The 20,027-nt window shown below is 64.6% G+C and carries 21 protein-coding genes; 8 read left to right on the top strand and 13 right to left on the bottom strand.

Going from position 1 to position 20,027, the window contains the following annotated elements; translation table 11 throughout:
• Positions 1-55: 55 nt before the first annotated feature.
• From E3U26_RS14795 to E3U26_RS14775, 5 genes are all read right to left on the bottom strand, one after another.
• A complete protein-coding gene (locus E3U26_RS14795) occupies positions 56-1,081 on the bottom strand; it encodes a type 2 periplasmic-binding domain-containing protein (RefSeq protein ID WP_499106312.1) in 1,026 nt (341 codons plus the stop codon).
• Positions 1,082-1,126: 45 nt separating this feature from the next.
• A complete protein-coding gene (locus tag E3U26_RS14790; RefSeq protein ID WP_036759435.1) occupies positions 1,127-1,924 on the bottom strand; it encodes an ABC transporter ATP-binding protein in 798 nt (265 codons plus the stop codon).
• 18 nt (positions 1,925-1,942) lie between these two features.
• Positions 1,943-2,725, bottom strand: coding sequence for an ABC transporter permease (locus E3U26_RS14785; RefSeq protein WP_036759445.1), 783 nt, complete (start codon positions 2,723-2,725; stop codon positions 1,943-1,945).
• A gap of 5 nt (positions 2,726-2,730) precedes the next feature.
• Entirely contained in the window at positions 2,731-3,510 is a 780-nt protein-coding gene (locus E3U26_RS14780; RefSeq protein WP_036759434.1) for an ABC transporter permease, read from the bottom strand.
• 195 nt (positions 3,511-3,705) lie between these two features.
• Positions 3,706-4,731 (bottom strand): LacI family DNA-binding transcriptional regulator, encoded by a 1,026-nt coding sequence (locus E3U26_RS14775; RefSeq protein WP_114536173.1) that lies wholly within the window; start codon positions 4,729-4,731, stop codon positions 3,706-3,708.
• A 198-nt stretch (positions 4,732-4,929) separates the two neighbouring features.
• Here E3U26_RS14775 and hisD point away from each other — a divergent pair, with 198 nt between their 5' ends.
• From hisD to E3U26_RS14760, 3 genes are read left to right on the top strand one after another with little or no spacing between them, the layout of a single operon-like run.
• The gene (gene hisD, locus E3U26_RS14770) at positions 4,930-6,237 is read left to right on the top strand and encodes a histidinol dehydrogenase family protein (RefSeq protein ID WP_499106311.1); all 1,308 of its coding nucleotides are present in this window, start codon (positions 4,930-4,932) and stop codon (positions 6,235-6,237) included.
• 1 nt (position 6,238) lies between these two features.
• Positions 6,239-6,994, top strand: coding sequence for an SDR family NAD(P)-dependent oxidoreductase (locus tag E3U26_RS14765; RefSeq protein ID WP_499106310.1), 756 nt, complete (start codon positions 6,239-6,241; stop codon positions 6,992-6,994).
• Positions 6,991-7,968 carry a zinc-dependent alcohol dehydrogenase gene (locus E3U26_RS14760; protein ID WP_499106309.1) on the top strand — a complete coding sequence of 326 codons (978 nt, stop codon included), beginning with the start codon at positions 6,991-6,993 and terminating at the stop codon, positions 7,966-7,968. Before E3U26_RS14765 ends, E3U26_RS14760 begins: the two co-directional genes overlap by 4 nt.
• 72 nt (positions 7,969-8,040) lie before the next feature.
• On the opposite strand, the gene E3U26_RS14755 is transcribed toward E3U26_RS14760, so the two are convergent.
• The 3 genes from E3U26_RS14755 to E3U26_RS14745 all read right to left on the bottom strand — a co-directional run bounded on the left by E3U26_RS14755 (position 8,041) and on the right by E3U26_RS14745 (position 11,020).
• Positions 8,041-8,763: a GntR family transcriptional regulator gene (locus E3U26_RS14755; protein ID WP_499106308.1), complete on the bottom strand. Its 723-nt coding sequence runs from the start codon at positions 8,761-8,763 to the stop codon at positions 8,041-8,043.
• A 233-nt stretch (positions 8,764-8,996) separates the two neighbouring features.
• Positions 8,997-10,502, bottom strand: coding sequence for a tripartite tricarboxylate transporter permease (locus E3U26_RS14750; RefSeq protein ID WP_208021409.1), 1,506 nt, complete (start codon positions 10,500-10,502; stop codon positions 8,997-8,999).
• A complete protein-coding gene (locus E3U26_RS14745; RefSeq protein WP_499106354.1) occupies positions 10,502-11,020 on the bottom strand; it encodes a tripartite tricarboxylate transporter TctB family protein in 519 nt (172 codons plus the stop codon). Before E3U26_RS14745 ends, E3U26_RS14750 begins: the two co-directional genes overlap by 1 nt.
• A 309-nt stretch (positions 11,021-11,329) precedes the next feature.
• Between E3U26_RS14745 and E3U26_RS14740 the strand changes: the two genes are divergently transcribed.
• The 3 genes from E3U26_RS14740 to E3U26_RS14730 are packed head-to-tail and all read left to right on the top strand — an operon-like array spanning position 11,330 to position 14,276.
• Positions 11,330-12,295, top strand: coding sequence for a type 2 periplasmic-binding domain-containing protein (locus E3U26_RS14740; protein WP_499106307.1), 966 nt, complete (start codon positions 11,330-11,332; stop codon positions 12,293-12,295).
• 56 nt (positions 12,296-12,351) lie between these two features.
• Positions 12,352-13,293: a hydroxyacid dehydrogenase gene (locus E3U26_RS14735; protein ID WP_499106306.1), complete on the top strand. Its 942-nt coding sequence runs from the start codon at positions 12,352-12,354 to the stop codon at positions 13,291-13,293.
• Positions 13,290-14,276, top strand: coding sequence for an Ldh family oxidoreductase (locus E3U26_RS14730; RefSeq protein WP_499106305.1), 987 nt, complete (start codon positions 13,290-13,292; stop codon positions 14,274-14,276). Before E3U26_RS14735 ends, E3U26_RS14730 begins: the two co-directional genes overlap by 4 nt.
• Before the next feature lie 287 nt (positions 14,277-14,563).
• On the opposite strand, the gene E3U26_RS14725 is transcribed toward E3U26_RS14730, so the two are convergent.
• Positions 14,564-14,917 (bottom strand): aldehyde dehydrogenase family protein, encoded by a 354-nt coding sequence (locus E3U26_RS14725; RefSeq protein WP_499106304.1) that lies wholly within the window; start codon positions 14,915-14,917, stop codon positions 14,564-14,566.
• Between the two features lie 164 nt (positions 14,918-15,081).
• On the opposite strand from E3U26_RS14725, the gene E3U26_RS14720 reads away from it, so the two are divergent.
• Complete coding sequence (locus tag E3U26_RS14720) at positions 15,082-15,993, top strand: LysR family transcriptional regulator (protein ID WP_072463789.1); 912 nt, start codon at positions 15,082-15,084, stop codon at positions 15,991-15,993.
• 244 nt (positions 15,994-16,237) lie between these two features.
• Positions 16,238-16,981: a sulfite exporter TauE/SafE family protein gene (locus E3U26_RS14715; RefSeq protein WP_072463788.1), complete on the top strand. Its 744-nt coding sequence runs from the start codon at positions 16,238-16,240 to the stop codon at positions 16,979-16,981.
• Positions 16,982-17,027: 46 nt separating this feature from the next.
• On the opposite strand, the gene E3U26_RS14710 is transcribed toward E3U26_RS14715, so the two are convergent.
• The 4 genes from E3U26_RS14710 to E3U26_RS14695 are packed head-to-tail and all read right to left on the bottom strand — an operon-like array spanning position 17,028 to position 19,995.
• Positions 17,028-17,342: an NIPSNAP family protein gene (locus E3U26_RS14710; RefSeq protein ID WP_072463787.1), complete on the bottom strand. Its 315-nt coding sequence runs from the start codon at positions 17,340-17,342 to the stop codon at positions 17,028-17,030.
• Between the two features lie 27 nt (positions 17,343-17,369).
• Positions 17,370-18,377 carry a YeiH family protein gene (locus tag E3U26_RS14705; RefSeq protein WP_499106303.1) on the bottom strand — a complete coding sequence of 336 codons (1,008 nt, stop codon included), beginning with the start codon at positions 18,375-18,377 and terminating at the stop codon, positions 17,370-17,372.
• Complete coding sequence (locus E3U26_RS14700) at positions 18,374-19,042, bottom strand: fumarate hydratase C-terminal domain-containing protein (RefSeq protein ID WP_036759411.1); 669 nt, start codon at positions 19,040-19,042, stop codon at positions 18,374-18,376. The genes E3U26_RS14705 and E3U26_RS14700 overlap by 4 nt, the downstream gene beginning before the upstream one ends.
• Complete coding sequence (locus E3U26_RS14695) at positions 19,039-19,995, bottom strand: fumarate hydratase (protein WP_499106302.1); 957 nt, start codon at positions 19,993-19,995, stop codon at positions 19,039-19,041. The genes E3U26_RS14700 and E3U26_RS14695 overlap by 4 nt, the downstream gene beginning before the upstream one ends.
• Positions 19,996-20,027 lie beyond the last annotated feature (32 nt).

Here is a 20,027-nt window from a genome sequence, read left to right as displayed (position 1 = left end):
GACGAAAAATGGCCGGGACATCGCCCGGCCATTTGCGCTTCGGGGGAAGCGTCCCTCAATCGGCGTCGACGAATTCGGCCAGCGCCGTGTTTTCCTTTACGCCCTGCAGATAGCTGGGGTCGATATAGCCTTCGGCCTCGGGCGCCTGCGGGATGGTGCCGACACTCGTCATGAACTCGCCGATGCGCGTCATCCAGCCATCGACCTCCGATGCGCCGCCTTCCCGCGCCATAAGCGCAAGCTGTTCGTCCAGGGTGAACGTCGGGCGCAGTTCGAATTCGGCCTTCGCGCCGGCGTCCGAGATCTCGACCCCGCCCTCCGAATAGAAATCGACCAGCATCTCCCTGGCCTCTTCCGGGTTGGCCTTGATCCAGCGAATGCTCTTCAGATAGACGGCCAGGAATTTCTGAACCGCCTCGGGGTTTTGCGAAGCGAAATCCTCGCGCACGACCAGCGCGCCGGGAACGATGGCGTCGGCATCGGCGCCGGAACACAGATAGTCGTATTCCGCACGTTCCTGCAGCGTATAGGTGTTCGGCGCCCAAACCCCGGCAAAGCGGCCGTTGCCGCTGATCACGGCCGAGATGATCTGCGCTTGGGCCAAATTCACGAATTCGACCGAGGCCGGATCGATACCCCATTTCTCAAGGCAGGCGCGGGCGGTAAAATCTGCGGTCGAATTGGTCGTGACCAGCAGGCTTTTGATCACACCGGGATCGGCCTTCACCGCCTCGATGTCGGCCTTGGCGGTCATGATCGCGTTGGTGCGCGATTCGTCGTTGGTCAGGCCGATGGTCTTCAGCCCGAAGCGGGAGGCCCCCAGGATCGCGGGGACCGAGCCGGTGCCGCCGACATCCCAGTCCTTCGCCTGCGCGGCGGCGATCTGCGGCGCGCCCGCCGGGAAGGTGACGAATTCGGGCTCCAGCTCAACCTCGGTCCACCAGCCCTTCTCGCTCGCCACATGGAAGGGCAGCGCCCAATAAAGCGATGGCTGATAGCTGACGCGGATCGCTTCGGCGCTGGCCGCCCCGCCTGCCATCGCCATGCCAAGGGCAACGCCCGCGCAAATGCCGGTTCTCATGTTTTTCCTCCCAGGAATTGAATTCGGTTGCGGATCGTCTTTTGCTCAGGCGATTTCCATCGCCTTTTCCTGGCGCAGGCTGCGCCATATCTGGGTGCGCAGATGGACGAAGCTTTCCAGGTCCATCACGTCCTCGATCTTTTCGTGGTCGTCCCAGCGCTCGGCCTCGCGGATCGAGCGGATGTCGATGATTTCCTTCACCCGTCCCGGCTGGCGGGCCATGATCGCCACGCGGTCGGCCAGATACACGGCCTCCTCGACGGCATGGGTGATGAACATGACCGTGCGCGGGTTGCGCCGCGCCAAGCGCACCAGCTCCTCCTGCATGACGACGCGGGTCTGGGCGTCGAGCGCGCCGAAGGGTTCATCCATCAGCAGAACCTCGGGGTCCAGCACATAGGCCCGCGCGATCGAGACGCGCTGCTGCATGCCCCCCGACAGTTGGTGGGGGAAGGCATCGGCATAGCCGGTCAGGTTCATCAGCGCCAGGATGCGGTCGATGCGTTCCCTGCGCTCGGCCCTGGGCACGCCCTTATTGCGCAGGCCCAGCTCGATGTTCTCGCGCACCGTCTTCCAGGGCATCAGCGCGAATTGCTGGAACACCACGGCGCGGTCGGGGCCGGGCTTCGTCACCTTGACCCCGTCCACGCTGACCATGCCCGAGGTCGGACGGTCGAACCCGGCGACAAAGCGCAGGCAGGTCGTCTTGCCGCAGCCCGAAGGGCCGACCACCGCCATGAATTCCTTGTCGGCGATTTCCAGCTCGACGCCCTTCAGCGCCTCGAAACCATCCTGCTTGTTGCCATAGATGCGGCCGACATTGTCGAAGCGGATCGCTCCCATTCGTCCATTCCTTTCGAATTATGCTGAGAGACCACGGCGGCGCAGGATCGCTTCCTCGACCCGGCGCAGGACGACGTCGATGACAAGCCCGATGATGCCGATGCCGATCATCCCGGCCATGACCGTGGTGGTCGAAACGTTCCCCTGCCCCTGCACCATCATGTAGCCGATCCCGGTCGAGGCGACGATCAGCTCGGCCCCCACCAGCGACTGCCAGCCCAGCCCGGCCGAGATGCGCAGCCCGGCGATGATCGAGGGCACGGCCGAGGGCAGCAGGATCTCGGTGATCATCCGCCGGTCCGGGGTGCCCAGCATGCGCGCCGCCTCGATCAGGCGGGGGTCGGCGAATTTCGCGCCGCGATAGGCGTTGATCAGGCAGGGCGGGAAGGCGCCGGCAAAGATGATCATGATCGGCCCGCCGATGCCGGTGCCGAACCACAGCGCGGCAAAGGGCACCCAGGCGATCGGCGCGATGAAGCGGACCGCATCGAACAGCGGCGTCACGATGTCGTCGAGCAGCCGGAACCAACCCATGAGCAGGCCCAGCGGGATGCCGACCAGAACCGCCAGGCCGAAGCCGCCCGCAAAGCGCAGCATGCTGGCCCCCAGATGGTCGACCAGGGTGCCGCCGGCGAACCTGTGGTTCAGCAGATAGACGAAACGCTCGACCACGGCGGCGGGCGACGGCAGGAACAGGCTGGGGATAAGCCCCGAAAGGCTGAGCAATGTCCAGACCGCCAGGAAGCCGCCGAATCCGATCAGCCCCAGAACCACGGTGTTGTTGGTGTCGAAGATCCGCATGTCCCTCATTCCCCTGCCTGCGAGGCGGTATTCCACGAAAGCGCGCGACGCTCCGCGACGCCCAGGGCCGCGGTCATCAGCCAGCCGCAAAGCGTCACCACGATCATCCCGACCAGGATCATTCCGGGGTAAAGATCCTGCTGCGCCGCGTTCAGCACCCGGCCCAGCCCGGTCATCGCGCCGACCAGCTCGGCCGCGACCAGCGTGGTCCAGGACGCCTGCAGGGACAGCCGCAACCCGGTAAAGATCATCGGACTGGCGCCCGGCAACAGGATCTCGCGCACGAAGGTCAGGAAGGGCGTGCCCAGCATCTGCGCCGCCTCGATCAGGGTCTTGTCGAGGTTGCGCACGCCCGCATAGGCGTTGATGACCGAGGGCACGAAGGCGGCGAACCAGATCACCAGGATCTTGGCCATGTCACCCAGCCCCAGCCACAGGATGGCCAGCGGGATCCAGGCCAGCGGCGGGATCGGGCGGATGATCAGGAAGACCGGGTTGATCAGCGCCTCGGCCTTGCGGCTCCAGCCCATCCACAGGCCCAGGGGAACCCCGGTGCAGATCGCGACCAGAAAGCCCAGCGTGACCAGCGTGACCGAGCGCAGGACATGGTCGATCAGCACCCCATTGGCATAGCCGACGCCGGTGATCTGGCCGAAAGCCGCCCAGGTGTCCGCCGGCGAGGGAAACCGGCCCGGTGAGATCATCTGCGTCACCGAAGTCGCAACATACCAAAGGGCAAGAGCCGCGAATATGGTCGCGCCACCCACCACTGCCTTGCGTGACATCCTCGTCCTCCCTTAGCTATGTAAGCGGTTACATAGATGCTTGGGACAGTCAATCTTTTTCCAATCCGGCCGCGTCAAAAGACGCGCGAGATCCAGAAGAGATCAAGGCGATCCAATATTTTATCGTTTTTTATAAGCATGTTGCATCCGGCCATGCCTTGGGTCGGCCCAGCGCGGGGTTTTCGTGGCGGGGCATTACGCCTTGGCGAATCGCCTTCGCGCCGCCGGCGGCGCATGGGTTCCCCGCGCAACGATCTCGGTCGGCAAAAGCACGCTTTCGCCGCGCTTGCCCTCGATAAGCTGCTGCAGCAGGGCGGCCGCCTGCTCGCCCATGCGGGTATGCGGAACCCGCACGGTCGTCAGTTCGGGGAATGTGATCGAGGCGATGTCGATATCGTCAAAGCCGGTGATCGTCACGTCCCTGGGCACGCGCAACCCCATGCGATGCGCAGCGCGCAGGGCGCCGGCGGCAAGCACATCGTTGCCGCAGATAACGGCGGTGATGCTGCGATCCGCCATCAGTTCCGCAAAGGCCCTTGCCCCGCTTTCCAGGCCGTATGGCACCTCGGCCACTCCGCGGAAGGCAAGCCCCTCGCCCGCCAGCAGGTCGCGGGCGCCCTCCAGTCGTCCCCTGGCCCGGTCGTTGCCCTGGGTCAGCCCCGAGATCATCGCGACGTTCCTGTGGCCCAGGTCCAGAACCATGCGCACCATCGCAGCCATGCCTGCCACGTTGTCGAAGCCCGCGTAAGGGTGCGAATCGCCGCAGGCCCAGGCCAGCACGTAAGGCACCTTGCGAATGGCCAGCCATTCATAGATCGCGGGATCGCGATCGAAACCGACCAGCAGCAAACCATCCGCTCCCCGCGCGACCAGGGCCTCGATCTGCTGCTTTTCGCGTTCCGGGTCATAGCCGCAAGAGGCGACAAGCAGCGCGAACTTTCCCGGCGAAAGCGAGCGTTCGAAGGCGTCGATCCCATGCGCGAAGACCGCGTTCTCCAGCGTCGGGATCACTGCGCCGATAATGCCCGTCCGCCGCGACGCCAAGGCACGGGCGCCGAAATTCGGGGAATAGTTCAGGGCGCGAATCGCCTCCATGACCTTTTCCCGCGTCGCCGGCACCACGCGGTCGGGGGCGTTCAGGCAGCGCGAGACGGTCGCGGTGGACACGCCCGCAAGCGCCGCCACATCGTCCACCGTCGCATGCACCGTTTTCTCGCTCACAACCTGTCCTCGCTGGATCTGCGCATCGGCAGCCACTTTCGCAGCAAGCGAATAATTTGACCAGAACCGTTGAGAAAAGCTTGCATCGCCTAAATGAAAGCGCTTACATCACGCCATGGCCAAGAGGAGGACGCTTCGCAACCGGCTCGATCAGAGCCGTCGAAGCACAAGGCCGACCACGAGAACCCGGAGAATTTCATGGCTCTGTACTATCTGAAGAAAGCGCCGAAGACCGCGACCACCGACGCCGGCGAGACCCGCGAGATCGTCCAGAAGATCCTTGGCGACATCGAGCAGGGCGGCGAGGCGGCCGCCCGCAAATACGCGCTCGAGCTGGACAAATACGACGGCAACATCGTCCTGACGCAGGACGAGATCGAGGCAGCCAAGGCCAAGGTTCCGCAAAAGCTGCAGGACGACATCAAGTTCGCCCATGACAACGTCCGCCGCTTTGCCGAGGCGCAACGCGATTCGCTGCGCGACTTCTCGCTGGAGCTGGTGCCGGGCCTGACCACCGGGCAGCGCAGCATCCCCTGCCGGTCGGTCGGCTGCTACGTGCCGGGCGGGCGCTACAGCCATGTCGCCTCGGCGATCATGACGGTCACGACGGCCAAGGTCGCGGGTTGCCAGCACGTCACCGCCTGCTCGCCCCCGCGTCCCGGCGTCGGCATCAATCCGGCGATCGTCTATACTGCCGATCTGTGCGGGGCGGATCGCATCCTGGCGCTTGGCGGCGTGCAGGGCATCGCCGCCATGGCCTTCGGCCTTTTCGATTGCCCCCCGGCCGACATCCTGGTCGGTCCCGGCAACCAGTTCGTGGCCGAGGCCAAGCGCATCCTGTTCGGCCGCGTCGGCATCGACATGTTCGCCGGCCCGACCGACAGCCTGATCCTGGCCGATGCCAGCGCCGATCCGCTGGTGGTCGCCGCCGACCTCGTGGGCCAGGCCGAGCATGGCTACAACTCGCCCGTCTGGCTCGTCACCGACGACGAAAAGCTTGCGCAGGCCGTCCTGAAACTGGTCCCGGAACTGATCGCCGACCTGCCCGAGGTCAACCGCATGAACGCCGAGGCGGCATGGCGCGACTATGCCGAGGTGATCCTTTGCGCGGATCGCGAGGAAATGGCGGCGACCTCCGACGACTATGCGCCCGAACACCTGACCGTGCAGGCGGCCGACCTGGATTGGTGGCTCAAGCGCCTGCAATGCTACGGCTCGCTTTTCCTGGGCGAGGAAACCACGGTCGCATTCGGCGACAAGGCTTCGGGGCCGAACCACGTCCTGCCGACCTCGGGCGCGGCACGCTATACCGGCGGGCTTTCCGTCCACAAATACATGAAGGTCGTGACCTGGCAGCGCGCGACCCGCGAAGGCGCCCGCCCCATCGCCGAGGCGACAGCCCGCATCTCGCGCCTGGAGGGGATGGAAGGGCACGCCCGCACCGCTGACATCCGGCTGAAGAAATACTTTCCCGAAGCCCGGTTCGAACTGAATGCCAGCGCCTGACATGGAACAGGAGCTGTTTTCCGTCGAAGGCCGGATCGCCTGCGTGACCGGGGCCAGCAGCGGGCTGGGGCGGCAAGCTGCCCTGACCCTTGCCCGCCGTGGCGCAAGGGTCGTCGCCATCGCCCGGCGCGAAGCCGAGCTGGCCGAGCTGGCCAGGCAGGGCGAAGGGCGCATCCGGCCCCTCGCCGCCGACCTGGCCGATCGCGACCGCCTGGCCCGGATCGCCCAGGACGCGGCAGCGGCCTTCGGCGCGCCGGACATCCTGGTCAACGCGGCGGGGGTGAACACGCGCGAACATGCGGACAAGGTGACGCCGCAGGGCTGGGATCTGACCCTGGCGCTGAACCTCAGCGCGCCCTTCTTCCTGGCACAGGCCATGGTGCCCGCGATGCGGGAGAAAGGCTGGGGCCGGATCGTCAACTTCGCCTCGCTGCAATCCTTCCGCGCCTTTGCCGCCGGCATCGCCTATGGCGCGTCCAAGGGCGCGGTCGCGCAGATGACGCGCGCCATGGCCGAGGCATGGTCGGGTTCGGGCATCACCGCCAATGCGCTGGGGCCGGGCTTCTTTCGCACGGAACTGACCGCGGCGGTCTTTGCCGACGAAGGATTGGCCGCACGGAATGCGGCGCAGACCTGCCTGGGCCGCAATGGCGAGCCCGAGGACATGGACGGGCCGCTGCTTTTCCTCTGCTCGGAGGCGTCCGCCTATGTGACCGGGCAGATCCTGATGGTTGATGGGGGATTTACCGCGAAATGAAAGCTCTGGTCTATACGGGGGAACGCGCGCTGGAAATGCGACAGGTGCCGGACCCCGTCCCCAAGCCGAGCGAGGTTCTGGTGCGCGTCGATGCCGTCGGCATCTGCGGCTCGGACATCCACGCCTATCTGGGCCATGACGAGCGCCGCCCGGCGCCGCTGATCCTGGGCCACGAGGTCGCGGGCACCATCGCCAGCGGCGCCCGCACCGGCCAGCGCGTCACCGTCAACCCGCTGGCGACCTGCGGCACCTGCCCCGCCTGCCGAGATGGGCGCGACAACCTCTGCCCCGAGCGGCAGATCATCTCGATGCCGCCGCGCGAGGGCGGGTTCGCGGAATTCATCACCTCGCCCGAGCGCAACCTCGTCGCCATTCCAGATGCCCTGCCGGCGACCGTCGCCTGCCTGGCCGAGCCGCTGGCCTGCGGCTGGCACGCGGTCAAGCTGGGCAACCGCGTCCTGGGCGGCCCGGCGACGCGGGTGCTGATCCTGGGCGGCGGTGCGATCGGCTTCGGTGCGGCCCTGGCCGCTCGTGCCCTGGGCAGCACCGACGTCACCATCGTCGAGCCGAACGCCATCCGCCGCCAGCGTTTGACCGAGATCGACGATTTCCCCGTCGTCGAACGTGCGCCGTCTGGCGCTGCCCCCGACCTGGTGATCGACGCGGCAGGCTTCGGCGCTACCCGCGCGGTGGCTTCCGAAACGGTGCGGCCAGGCGGGGTCATCCTGCATATCGGCCTTGGGCAGGCGACCGACGGGCTGAACATCCGGCGCATGACGCTGCAGGAGATCACCTTCATCGGCACCTATACCTATAGCCACAGCGACTTCGAGGAATGCACCGCCGCGATCATCGAGGGCCACCTCGGGCGTTGCGACTGGACCGACATCCGGGACCTGGCCGATGGCTCCGCGGCCTTCGCCGGCATGGTCGGCAATGCCATTGCCTCGCCCAAGGTCGTGCTGGTTCCCTAGGCCCGGCACCGTCCCGATACCGTCAACGGACCTTTACGGTATCGGGACGCCGGGCCGCGATTGCATGCCGGATCAACGCAAGCTGACCGAGTAATGCACGGCATCGGTCAGGCAGCGCGACTGGCGCAGCTCCACCGCCTTGTCCTCGAGGTCATAGGCGATCCGCTGGATAGCGATCAGCGGATACCCGACCGCGCAACCCAGCCGCGCGGCATCCTGCGCATCGGCCAGCGTGGCGCGCAGCTGCTCGTCCGCTCGGGCGATCGTCACGCCCCATTTCGCCGACAGAAGCTTGTAGATGTTGTTGGGAATGCCATCGAGCCCGGCCAGTCCGGCGAAGCGCGCGGCGGGCAGCCACAAGACTTCGTTGATGACCGGGGCGCCCGCCATCAAGCGCACCCGCTCGATCCGAACGACCGGGGCGCCCTCGGCCAGTCCCAGCGGCTCGGCAACCTCTTGCGGGGCCGGCACCTCGGCGTTCCCCAGCATCTGGGAAAGAGGAAACTCCGCCTCCTTGCCGTCGGCCGTCAGGCGGAAGAACTGGAACAGCAGCTTGGGATCCTCGGGCTGGGATACGAAGGTGCCGCGCCCCTGCCGCCGGACCAGAAGATTGTCCATCGTCATCGCGTCCAGCGCCTTGCGCACCGTGCCCTGGCTGACGCGAAGCTGCCGGGCGAGTTCATGTTCGCTGGGGATCAGCATGCCCGGCGCCCATTCCCCCGACACCAGTCGCCGCGTAAGCTGGTCGCGCACCTGCGCATAAAGGGGCTTGGCGGCGACAAGATCGTCGGACATCGGAACTCCTCGGTTACAAGGCGCAGATTTCCGCTCGCTTTGCGGGAACGGCATACCTCCAGTAATCTTATAATATATAAGATCCAGGCCACATAACAAGCTCGGGGCTGGTGCCCCATGCACAGCGAAAAGAAGCAGAAAGCCCGAACCACAGATCCGGGCTTTCTTGTATTTCAAGCAGATCGCCACGACCAACGCGACCAACACCCTCGGGGTTGTTCAGGACGGACGGCTTAATCTGCCTCCGCGAAAACCTCGTCTCGTTCACGCCTAACGCTGGGCAGCAACGCCAGCACCAGCACTACGACCGAGATCAGCAACAGAACCGCGCTGATCGGGCTGGTGACGAACACCCAGGGATCGCCACGCGACAGGACCAGTGCCCGGCGCAGGTTTTCCTCCATCAGCGATCCCAACACGAAACCCAACAGCAAGGGTGCTGGTTCGAACCCAACCTTGACCAGCACATAGCCGACATAGCCGAAGAAGCCGATGAACAGCACATCCGTGATCTGCGAGTTGATCGAATAGATCCCCACGCTGCAAAAGACCAGAATGGTCGGATACATCAGCCGGTAAGGCACTTTCAGCAGCCGCACCCAAAGCCCGACCATCGGCAGGTTGATCAGCAGCAGCATCAGGTTGCCAAGCCACATCGAGGCAATCATGCCCCAGAACAGTTGCGGATGCGCGGTGATGACCTGGGGCCCAGGCACGATGCCGAAGATGGTCATGGCGCCGACCATCAACGCCATGACGGCGTTGGGCGGAATGCCGAGCGTCAGCATCGGGATGAACGAGGTCTGTGCGCCCGCGTTATTAGCCGATTCCGGTCCTGCAACGCCCTCGATTGCGCCCTTGCCGAAGCGCGAAGGATCCTTTGCCAGACGCTTTTCCACCGCATAGCTGGCAAAGGGTCCCAGCACCGCGCCATTGCCCGGCAATAGTCCCAGGATGGCCCCCAGGACCGTGCCGCGCATGATGGGCTTGGCGCTCTGCCTCATTTCCTCGCGCCCCGGCAGCAGGCGGCCGATGCGGGCGCGCACCACGTCTCGCGCCTCGGTCACTTCCAGGTTGCGCAGGATCTCGGCGATGCCGAAGATCCCCATCGCCAGCACGGAAAAATCGATCCCGTCGGCAAGTGAGAACCAGCCGAGTGTCATCCGCGCTTCTCCGGTCTCGATGTCGGTGCCGACGCAAGACAACAATACGCCCACCAGCACCATGCCGATCGCCCGGATGACGGAACCGCTGGCCAGCACCACGGCAAGCACAAGCCCCATCAGCATCAGCGAGAAATACTCGGCCGGCCTGAACAGCATCGCCAGTTCGGTCAAGGGTCGCCCAAGGGCGGCAATAATCAATGTGGCCACGGTTCCGGCGAAGAAAGACCCGATCGCCGCAATCCCCAGCGCGATCCCCGCCCGTCCACGCTGCGCCATCGCATGCCCGTCCAGCGTGGTGACGACGGCAGTGGCCTCGCCGGGGATATTGACCAGGATGGCGGTGGTCGAGCCACCGTATTGCGCGCCGTAATAGATACCGGCCAGCATGATCAGCGCGCCCGCTGGATCCAGCCCGAAGGTGATCGGCAGCAGCATGGCAATGGTCGCGATGGGCCCCACCCCCGGCAGCACGCCGATCAACGTCCCGACCAAGCAGCCCAGCAGGCAAAGTCCCAGATTCTGCAGCGACAGCGCGACTGCAAAGCCCAGCCCAAGGTTCTGGATAAGCTCCATCAGGCATTCCCTCCGCGGCGCCGCCGGACAAGATATAAGGCCAGCGCAACGACCAGCAGCGCCCCCGAGACCAGCAGCATCACCTGCCTTTGGCTCCAGCCCGGGAAATATTTCAGCCAGGACACGGGAAAGGCGGGCATCGGCAGGTTCAGCAGATAGCCGAACAGCAGAATGCAGAACGCCGTCAGTGCCGCGGCAAGAATCGCAAGGTCGAGCCAGTCGCGGTCCCGCTCGGCAAAGCCCGCGATCAGGACGGCAAGCGGTCCCGCTCCGACGATGCCGATGCCAGGCGTGGTGAACGAGCCGATGGGCGTCGGTCTTATCGTGAAGGCGAAAACGACCAGGGCCAGCATGATGATGACAGGCCCGCGCACCGAGATTCGCGGAATCGCCTCACCGCCGCGGAAAATGCCGGCGACGACCATCCCCGCCCCAATCACGGCAATCAGCCAGGCCGTGCCGCGCGGCATCCCGCCCGGACCCATCGCCCGCAAGCTGCCGCTGGCCAGATCCCCCATGGCCAGGAAGGCGCTACCGGCCAGCCCAAGCAGGCATAACCCTCCGATAAAGCTCTGATTCAGCAGCCGACCCCTACCCTTTCCGGGGGGCCTCATTGTCTCGGACTGTGTTGGCTGCGATGGGTCTTGAGACATATTCATTCTCCTCCCTGATATGTGATCCCGGTTGCACGCCGCCCTCCACAGCAGACGTTCATCTCGGTCAATCATCTATGGTTTTATATAAGAGATATGATATAAGAGCAAGACGGCACGGAGGTGCCGGCCGCTCCGGGGAGGAGCGGGAGCAACAACATGGGAGGAATATCCATGCGGAATTTTCTGCGTGTGCTTGTCTCGACCGCAGCTACGTTCGCGGCGGGGATGGTAGGGGCGCAAACCTATCCTGAACGTCCCGTCAACCTGGTCGTGCCTTTCGCTGCGGGCGGGCCAAGCGACGCCATCGCGCGTCTGGTCGGCCAGTCGATGTCGGGAACGCTGGGCCAGCAACTGGTGGTCGAAAGCGTAGGCGGTGCCGGCGGCACTCTTGGCGCGGCACGCGTGGCCCGTGCCGATCCGGACGGCTATACGCTGCTGATCGCGCATGTCTCACTGGGGGCGGGCGAGACCCTCTATCCCAACCTGACCTATGACACCGCGACGGCTTTCGCCCCGATCGGGATGATCAATCAAGGTCCGATGGTCCTGCTGGCCCGTAAGGATTTCGACGCCCCCGACGCCGCCACCCTGATCCAACGGATGAAGGAAGGCGGCGAGGATATTTCCGTGGGCCATGCCGGCGTCGGATCGAACTCGCATCTCTGCGCGGTGCTGCTGCAAAATGCGATGGACGCCAAGTTCACGCTTGCCGCCTATCAGGGCACCGGGCCGGCGATGAACGATCTGATGGCTGGCAGCATCGACGTGATGTGCGACCAGTCCACAACCGCGATCCCGCAGCTCGAAGGCGGCACGGTCAAAGGCTACGCCGTCACCTCGGCCGATCGGCTGGAGGCATTGAAGGATCTGCCCGCCTTGCAGGAACTGGGCCTGGACGGATTCGACTTCACCATCTGGCACGGGCTTTACGCACCCGCCGGCACGCCGCCCGAGATCGTCGAAACGCTGAACGCCGCGTTGCAGGTCGCCCTCGACGACCAGAAAATTGTGGACCGCTTCGCCGCGGTTGGCACCGCACCTTTCCCTACCGATCAACGCAGCCCCGCTGCCCATGACGAAAAGCTGCAGGCCGAGATCGCGACATGGCAACGGGTTCTGGGCAACCAGGCCGAATAAACCCGACCGGGCGGGAAAACCGCCTGGTTCCTATCTGCTCTTGTTGAGGAACCACTATGATAGTCATTACGGAATTCATGGACGAGGCCGCCGTTCGCGAAGGCCTCTCCGGTCGGGATGTGGTCTATGACCCCATGCTCGTCGACAAGCCCGACGAACTGGCGGGCCATCTGGCCCATGCCCGCGCGCTGATCGTGCGCAACCGCACGCAGGTCCGCCCGGCCTTGCTGGATCTTGCACCCCATCTGCACGTTGTCGGCCGCCTGGGCGTCGGGCTGGACAATATCGACATGGAAGCCTGCAAGGCGCGAGGAATCGCGGTCTGCCCCGCCATGGGCGCGAACGACGATTCGGTGGCGGAATATGTCATCGGCACTGCCATGCTGCTGTTGCGGGGAGCCTATCGCGCGAATGCCGATCTGGTAGCCGGAACATGGCCGCGCAACCGCCTGACCGGGCGCGAGATTTCCGGCAAGGTGCTGGGCCTGATCGGCTTTGGCAGCATCGCACGGGCGACGGCTCAGCGAGCCGTAGCTCTTGGCATGACGGTGGTGGCTTATGATCCCTTCCTGACGGCCGACAGCCCGGTCTGGACCCAGAGCTGGGGCAAGGCCACACCGCTGTCCCTTGATGACCTGCTGGCCGGATCGGACGTGGTCTCGCTACATGTGCCGCTGACCGCAGACACCCGGCGAATGATCGATGCGGCGGCGATTTCGCGCATGCGCAACGACGCGATCCTGATCAATGCGGCGCGTGGCGGCGTCGTGGACGAGGCCGCGACCGTCGCCGCGCTGAAAAGCGGAACGCTTGGCGGTGCCGCCCTCGACGTGTTCGAGACCGAGCCGCTGAGCGCCGAGGCAGGCGCAGCCTTCGCCGACGTGCCCAACCTGGTGCTGACACCCCATATCGCCGGCGTCACGGTGGAATCGAACGACCGGGTTTCGTGGCTGACGGTCAGGAATGTCCTCGACCATCTGGAGCGGGAACAGGCATGACGAAAGCATCCATTGCACAGGCGCAGGCCGCCGTTGCCGCCGCCCTCCGGGACGAGGGGGTTGCCGAACAAGCGGCCCTGTCCGTAGCATGTGCCCTGGTCGGGGCCGAGGCCGACGGGCTGAAGGGCCACGGATTGTCGCGCCTGCCCAGCTATCTCTCGCAGGTGCGCAGCGGCAAGATCGACCCCAGCGCCGTCCCTGTGGCCGAGCGCGTCGCGACCTCGGTCTTGCGCATCGACGCCGCCCATGGCTTCGCCTATCCGGCCCTCGATCTTGCGGTCGAGCAGCTTCCCGCCATCGCGCGGGAAACCGGCATCGCCGCCGCCTCGATCCATCGCTCGCATCATTGCGGGGCAGCTGGGCTCGTGGTCGAGCGGCTGGCCGAACAAGGACTGGCGGCCCTGCTGTTCGCCAATACCCCTGCGGCCATCGCGCCATGGGGCGGCACCACCGCCTTGTTCGGCACCAATCCCATTGCCTTCGCCTGCCCACGCACAAACGGCGCACCGATCGTCATCGATATGTCGCTCTCCAAGGTGGCGCGCGGCAATATCATGGCGGCCAAGCAAAAGGGCACGCCGATCCCCGAGGGCTGGGCGCTCGATGCCCAGGGCCAGCCGACCACCGATCCGGTCGCAGCGCTGGCGGGAACCATGCTGCCGCTTGGCGATGCCAAGGGCACGGCGCTGGCGCTGATGGTCGAACTGCTGGCGGCGGGGCTGACGGGGGCGCAATACGCGGCCAACGCCTCGTCTTTCCTCGACGACCAGGGCGGGCCACCCTCCACGGGGCAATTGATCATCACCCTCGACCCTCGGGTTCTGGGTGGATCGAGCACGCTGAGCCATGTCGAGCACCTGGCCGCCGCCATTGCAGCGCAGAAAAACGCCCGCATCCCCGGCTCGCGACGCATTGCTCAACGCCGGAAGGCCGCCGCCGAAGGGATCGAACTGCCCGAGACGCTGCTGTCCAGAATCGCGTGAATCAAATCGCATGGCTCCGGCAAGGAGCCATACGACAACCAGCATTGCCTGCACGAACGATCGGGGATCCGCGATTTGACTTGCAGGCCCCGATGAAGATGGAAGGCGGGCGCGCCTTGCCTCGGGTTTGCGCTCGCCAACGGTCTCTCTGCGGTTCCCGTGACGTGGAAGCGAGCAGCATCTTGATGTGAGAATCTGGCGAGCCTTCGGTGCTCCCACACCCGTTCCATGTAACCGCCTGGCAGCGAAGGCCCACCCGCATGACCCTTTCCGTCTTGCTCATCCTGTCATTGTTGGTGGGCCTCGGCGAACCATTCGACACAGGCGGCGCTGATGTCGATTTCCACAGGTGATTCCGCCAGCGGCTTGCCCTGTTCCAGGGTCAGGATCTGCGCCAACCCCTCGCGCTCTTGCAGGATCAGCGCGTGCCAGCGCTTCAGGATCTGCGCCCGCTGTGCGGCGGTGCGGGCAGACCATTCGGTGAAGGCCGTTGCGGCAGCCTCGATGGCCAGGGCGGCAGCCTCGCGCGTCAGTCGCGGCACGTCACCGATATGCTCGCCCGTCGCGGGGCAGGTGACGGCGATGCTTGCACCGTCCGACGAGCTACGCCACGCCCCCGTGAAACAGGCCTGCTGCCGCAAAGCGCGGGTCGTTTGAAAAGCGCCCCCATCGGTTCCCTCTTGCTGGCTGCTGAATGAGCTTGCATCCCCTGCCTGATCTGAATTGAAAGTATATCTAAATCAAATAAAATTATTGTTGCATTAAATGTAAGCATAACTATTGTTGTTTGGCATGGAGGGCCGCCATGTCCATACGAATACTTAGAACACTCATCGCCGTCGCCGATCACGGCACCTTCAGCGCCGCGGCAGACGCGGTTTTCGTCACACATGCCGCCGTCAGCCAGCAGATGCGCGCGCTGGAGGCGGAATGGCAGGTCGCGGTCTTCGATCGCTCGAAACGCACCCCGGAACTAACCCCGATCGGGCGGGCGCTGCTGGCCAAGGCGCGCGAGGTGGTGCGCGCCTATGACGACATCGTGCCGTCGGTTCTGGGCGACGATGGCCTCAAAGGCGATTTCAACTTGGGCGCGGTGCCGACGACGCTGATCGGGTTGGTGCCCTTTGCCACCGCCATGCTGAAAACGAAATGCCCGGAACTGCACGTGGGGCTGTTCCCTGGCCTGTCCATCCCGCTGATCCACCAAGTCGAGCGAAACGCACTTGATGGCGCGCTGATCTCCAAGCCCGACATGCTGCCGCGTGAGTTGATCTGGCATCCCATCGCCTCCGAGGAACTGGTCCTGATCTGTTCCGAACAGATCAAGGACGACGACCCGGTCAGGATCCTGAATGAAAACCCTTTCATCCGGTTCACCCGCGATGCCGTGGTGGGCTCGATCATCGAGAAATGGCTGCTATCCAACAATATCGCCGCCAAGGACAGCATGGAACTGGCTGGGCTTGAGGCGATCTACAGCATGGCGCTGGCCGGGCTCGGGGTCTCGATCGTTCCCGAATCCTGCGTCAGGATCGCCAATCCGCCTCCCTTGCGGCGCATCCCGCTGGCGCCCAAAGACGCCCCCATGCGGCACCTAGGGCTGGTGCAGCGCAAAGACAGCACCAAGAACCGCGTCCTGGGCGAGATCGCCCGCGCGATGGAGCGCGCCGTCGAGGTGGGTATCTTCTCGCCCGAGACGATCGCCCGGATCTCGTGACGTACCGCAAGGGAAGGTTGCACTTGCATTGCCGCTGCGGGGCGCGCATCTTAAGTATATGTAAATAATATAAGATTTTATTTACATGACTGTAAGAAGAAATTGTGGCTGGCCGCCGCATCGACCCGAAAGCAATCATGACCGATCATCTATCACCTGCCCGGATCACCCCGAATGGCCTCACCCGCCCTGCCTTGAAAGGCAGCGCGATTTCACCCGCATATCCGGCAAGGACGCCGACCCCATGACGACAGGCTTCATCACGGCGCTTCTTGCCGGAGCATTCGCCGGCGGGTTCATCAACGGCCTGGCGGGATTCGGCACGGCCCTGCTGTCCCTGGGATTTTGGTTGCAGATCATGCCGCCGCCACAGGCGGTGGCCATTGTTGTGGTCATGTCGGTGGTGAGCGGCTTGCAGGGGCTGTGGATCACCCGGCGCGAGATCCGTGACCGCCCAGGCCGGCTGGCACGCTTTCTCGCGCCGGGGCTGATCGGGCTGCCCTTGGGGGTGAGCTTGCTGAGCGTGATCAGCGCGCCGGTGTTGAAGCTGGTGATCGCCGGCTTCATGATCACCTATGGCGGTTTCTTCACGCTGCGCCGTTCACTGCCCCGTTTCGAACGACCGACGCCCCTGATTGACGTCGGCATCGGCTTTACGGGGGGCGTCCTGGGCGGCGCGGCATCCCTGTCGGGGGCACTGCCGACGATGTGGTGCGCCATGCGCCCCTGGCCCAAAGGCGAGACCCGCGCGGTGCTGCAACCCTATAATGTAGGCATCCTGGGTATGGCCGTCGCGCTTTTTGCCCTGCAGGGCCTCTACGACCGCGAAACCCTGCTGTTGATCGCGATGGCTCTGCCGACCACCATCATCGGCGCTCAGCTCGGCATCAGGCTGTTCCACCACCTGAACGACACCCAGTTTCGCCGGTTGCTGATCGGGGTGATGTTCGCCTCGGGCGTGGCGCTTGCCCTGCGCGAACTCATGTGAAAAGGGGCCGGCGAATGTTGCCGGCCCCCTTTTCCAGTCCAGAAGTTCAGGCTTGCTTGAAAAAGGGCGCCGGGATCAAGATCTTGTTCTCGATGTGATCGACCAGCGGGCGCATCTGAACGGCATAGGCCTGCCATTCCTCCGACGCCTGCAACGCCTTGCGACGCTCCCAACGGTCGTCCATGCTGTCATAGCCCCACATATGCACGATCTGGTTCAGCGGACCGATGTCGGTGAAGTAATAGCCGACCATGTTGCCAAGGATGCGGGTCTGCACCGCCAGCCCCTCTTCTTCATAGAGCTTGAGGAATTTGGGCACATTGCCGTTCTTCAGCGTATAGGTCCGCATGTCGATGAACATCGCGATCTTCCTTCAGTCAGGTTTGGTTCAGAAATGAAGCAGGTGGATGGTGACCAGCGCGAAGACAGCCAGCAGCACGGTCAGGCAGCAGACGATGCCGATCGCGGTGCCGCCGACCTCGCCCAGCTTTTTCAGCGAGGTTTTCATTCCGAGCGCGGCGATGGCGGTGACCAGGCACCAACGGGACAGTTCAAGCAACAACGCCGTCACTTCGGGCGGGATGAGCTTGGCGCTGCCGATCAGCACCAGCGCGGCAAAGCCGATCACGAAGAAAGGAATCGGCAGCGACTGGCCGGGCGCGCGGCTCTTGCCAAACAATAGCGAGATTGTGACGACGACCGGGACCAGCAGCGCGACGCGCAGCAGCTTGACGAAGGTGGCGGTCGCCCCGGTCTCGTCTGAGACGGAATAGCCGGCGCCAACGACCTGTGCCACGTCGTGGATGGTGGCTCCGAAAAAGACCCCCATCGCATGTTCGGACATGCCGAGTGCCGCACCGACCATCGGATAGACGATCATCGCCAGTGTTGACAGCGCGGTGACGGCAATGACCGTGAAGATGGTGTCGCGCTCGTGATTGGGATCGTCCTTGGGGAGCACCGACGAGATCGCCAGAGCCGCCGAGGCACCGCAAATCGCAACTGCGCCGCCCGTCAGCAGGCCGAAGGACAGCGAGCGGCCGAACAGTCGGGACAAGATCACGCCCGCAGCGATGGTCAGCCCGACGCCGGCAAAGGTAATGAAGACGACACCCAGCCCCGCTGCTGCGATCTGCTGAACCGTGATACCGAGGCCCAGCAGAGCGACACCGAAACGCAGAAGCTTCTTTGCGGCGAACTCGATGCCAGCCGCGGTCGAGGAGTCCGGTTCAGCCAAAAAAGTGAAGGCCATGCCGAGCAGCAGGGCCATAAGCATGATCGGCGCGCCATAGTGATCCGAAAGGAAGCGTGCGGCCAGCGCTACCGTGACAGCCGAGAGAATGCCGGGGAACAGCAGCCGCGCTATGGATGGCATAGCAAGAGCAAACTGCTTCATCCGATGAGTTCATCCCGGCGGTCATCGGTCTCGCCGAACCGCTTCAGGACGGCAGGCTTGGTGCCTTCGTAGACGCGCTCCAGGTTCTCGGCGATCTTGGCGTTCTCGCGTTCGAACAGGCAGTTGCCTTCCAGGTCCGAGGCCACCAGGAACGGCCCCATCCGGTTGCAGCGGATCACCCACATCGCCTGGGCCAGGCCGAGTTCCTCATTCCAGTGCACGGCCTCGACATTCTCGACCCCGCGGCCCAGAAGCGCGCCGGTGCCGTAACCCACGGTGGACAGGTAGATGGCACCGTTCGGGACGAAATATTCCTTGTAGTCCCTGGACGACATGCCGCCCTTGCCGATGATCAGCTTGGCGCCGGTCTTGGCCATCCACTCGGGCAGCCATTTGGCAAAGCGGAAGCTGGCCGTGGCGGTGACGGCGCCCATGTCGAAGCTGCCATCCTCGCGGATGGTCGCGGCGGGCGAGCAATGGAAATTCGCCGCGCTCTGCGACGGCAGTTCCATCGGGATGTTCGCCTTGTCCTCCAGCGCGCGCATATAGACGCCTTCGCGCGCAGTATACATCAGCCCGTTCAGATAGACGATGTCGCCCATGCGCAGCGCGGCGATCTCCTCGGGCGTGGGGGTGGTGGAAAGGATGACTTCACGCGGTTTCATTCGGCGGCCTCCATCGCGATGTCCCAGCCGACGGTCTCGCGGCGTTGATAGGGGGTAAACCAGTCGGGATCGGTGCGATGCTCGACCCGCCCATCGGGATGGATGCGGGCCACGGCGCGGCGCGAGGACAGGCAGAAGGCATGGACCGACATCTGCATGCCGCCGGTATGGCAGTAGCCGACCTCGATATGGGTATCGATCACCATGTTCTTGCCAACAAAGCCCATCGCACCCATGCCGATGGAATTGCCGAGTTCCTTGAATTCTTCCTCCAGCGCAGCGATGCGCGGATCGCTGTTGCGGTCGCCCACCGTGCGCAGGCAGGCGGCGCGCTTGCCCAGCACCATGCAGGTGTCCTTGCAACCGCCCAGCCCGATGCCGATGATCGCCGGCTGGCAAGCCAGCCCGCGCTTGCCGAAGGCCACCAGGCTGTCAAGGTAGAACCGCTTGATCCCCTGGATGCCGTCCGAGGGGAACAGCATCCGGTAATCGGTACCGAACAGCCCGCCCTTGTGGACGGTGATCAGGTCGATCCACTCGCCGCCGGGCTCATAGCCATATTCGATCTCGGGCGCGCCGATGCCGACATTGTTGTTGTGGTCGGTGCGCCACAGCGGATGCACCCGGTTCGGCCGCAGGGGCACGCCGTTCGTGGCGTTGGCGGTGGCGCGGCGCAGCGCCTCCTCCAGCGCGATGGGACCACCCTCGATGCGGGTGTCGTTGCCCATCTTGACATACCAGCGCGGTGTTCCGGTGTCGCCGCACATCGCACGGCGGTCCTGCTTGGCAGCCTCGTAATTCTCCAGCATCGCCTGCAGGACGAAGGACGACAGGTCGCCGTCCTCGGTCTTTGCGGCCGCCTGTAGTCCCTGCAGGTAATCGTCGGGAATCTCGATGGCGGCCTTGGCCATGAGATCCTCGGCGGTGGACTGGATCAGGTTGATCGGTATCACGTCAGCTTCCTCCTGTGCCGGGACGCGCGCCC

Origin of the sequence: Paracoccus ferrooxidans (assembly GCF_029909815.1) — a bacterium.
In the GTDB taxonomy this organism is placed as follows: Bacteria; Pseudomonadota; Alphaproteobacteria; order Rhodobacterales; family Rhodobacteraceae; genus Paracoccus; species Paracoccus versutus.
The sequence above is the reverse complement of the archived record's forward strand: the minus strand, read 5'-3'. Positions and strand labels throughout refer to the sequence as shown.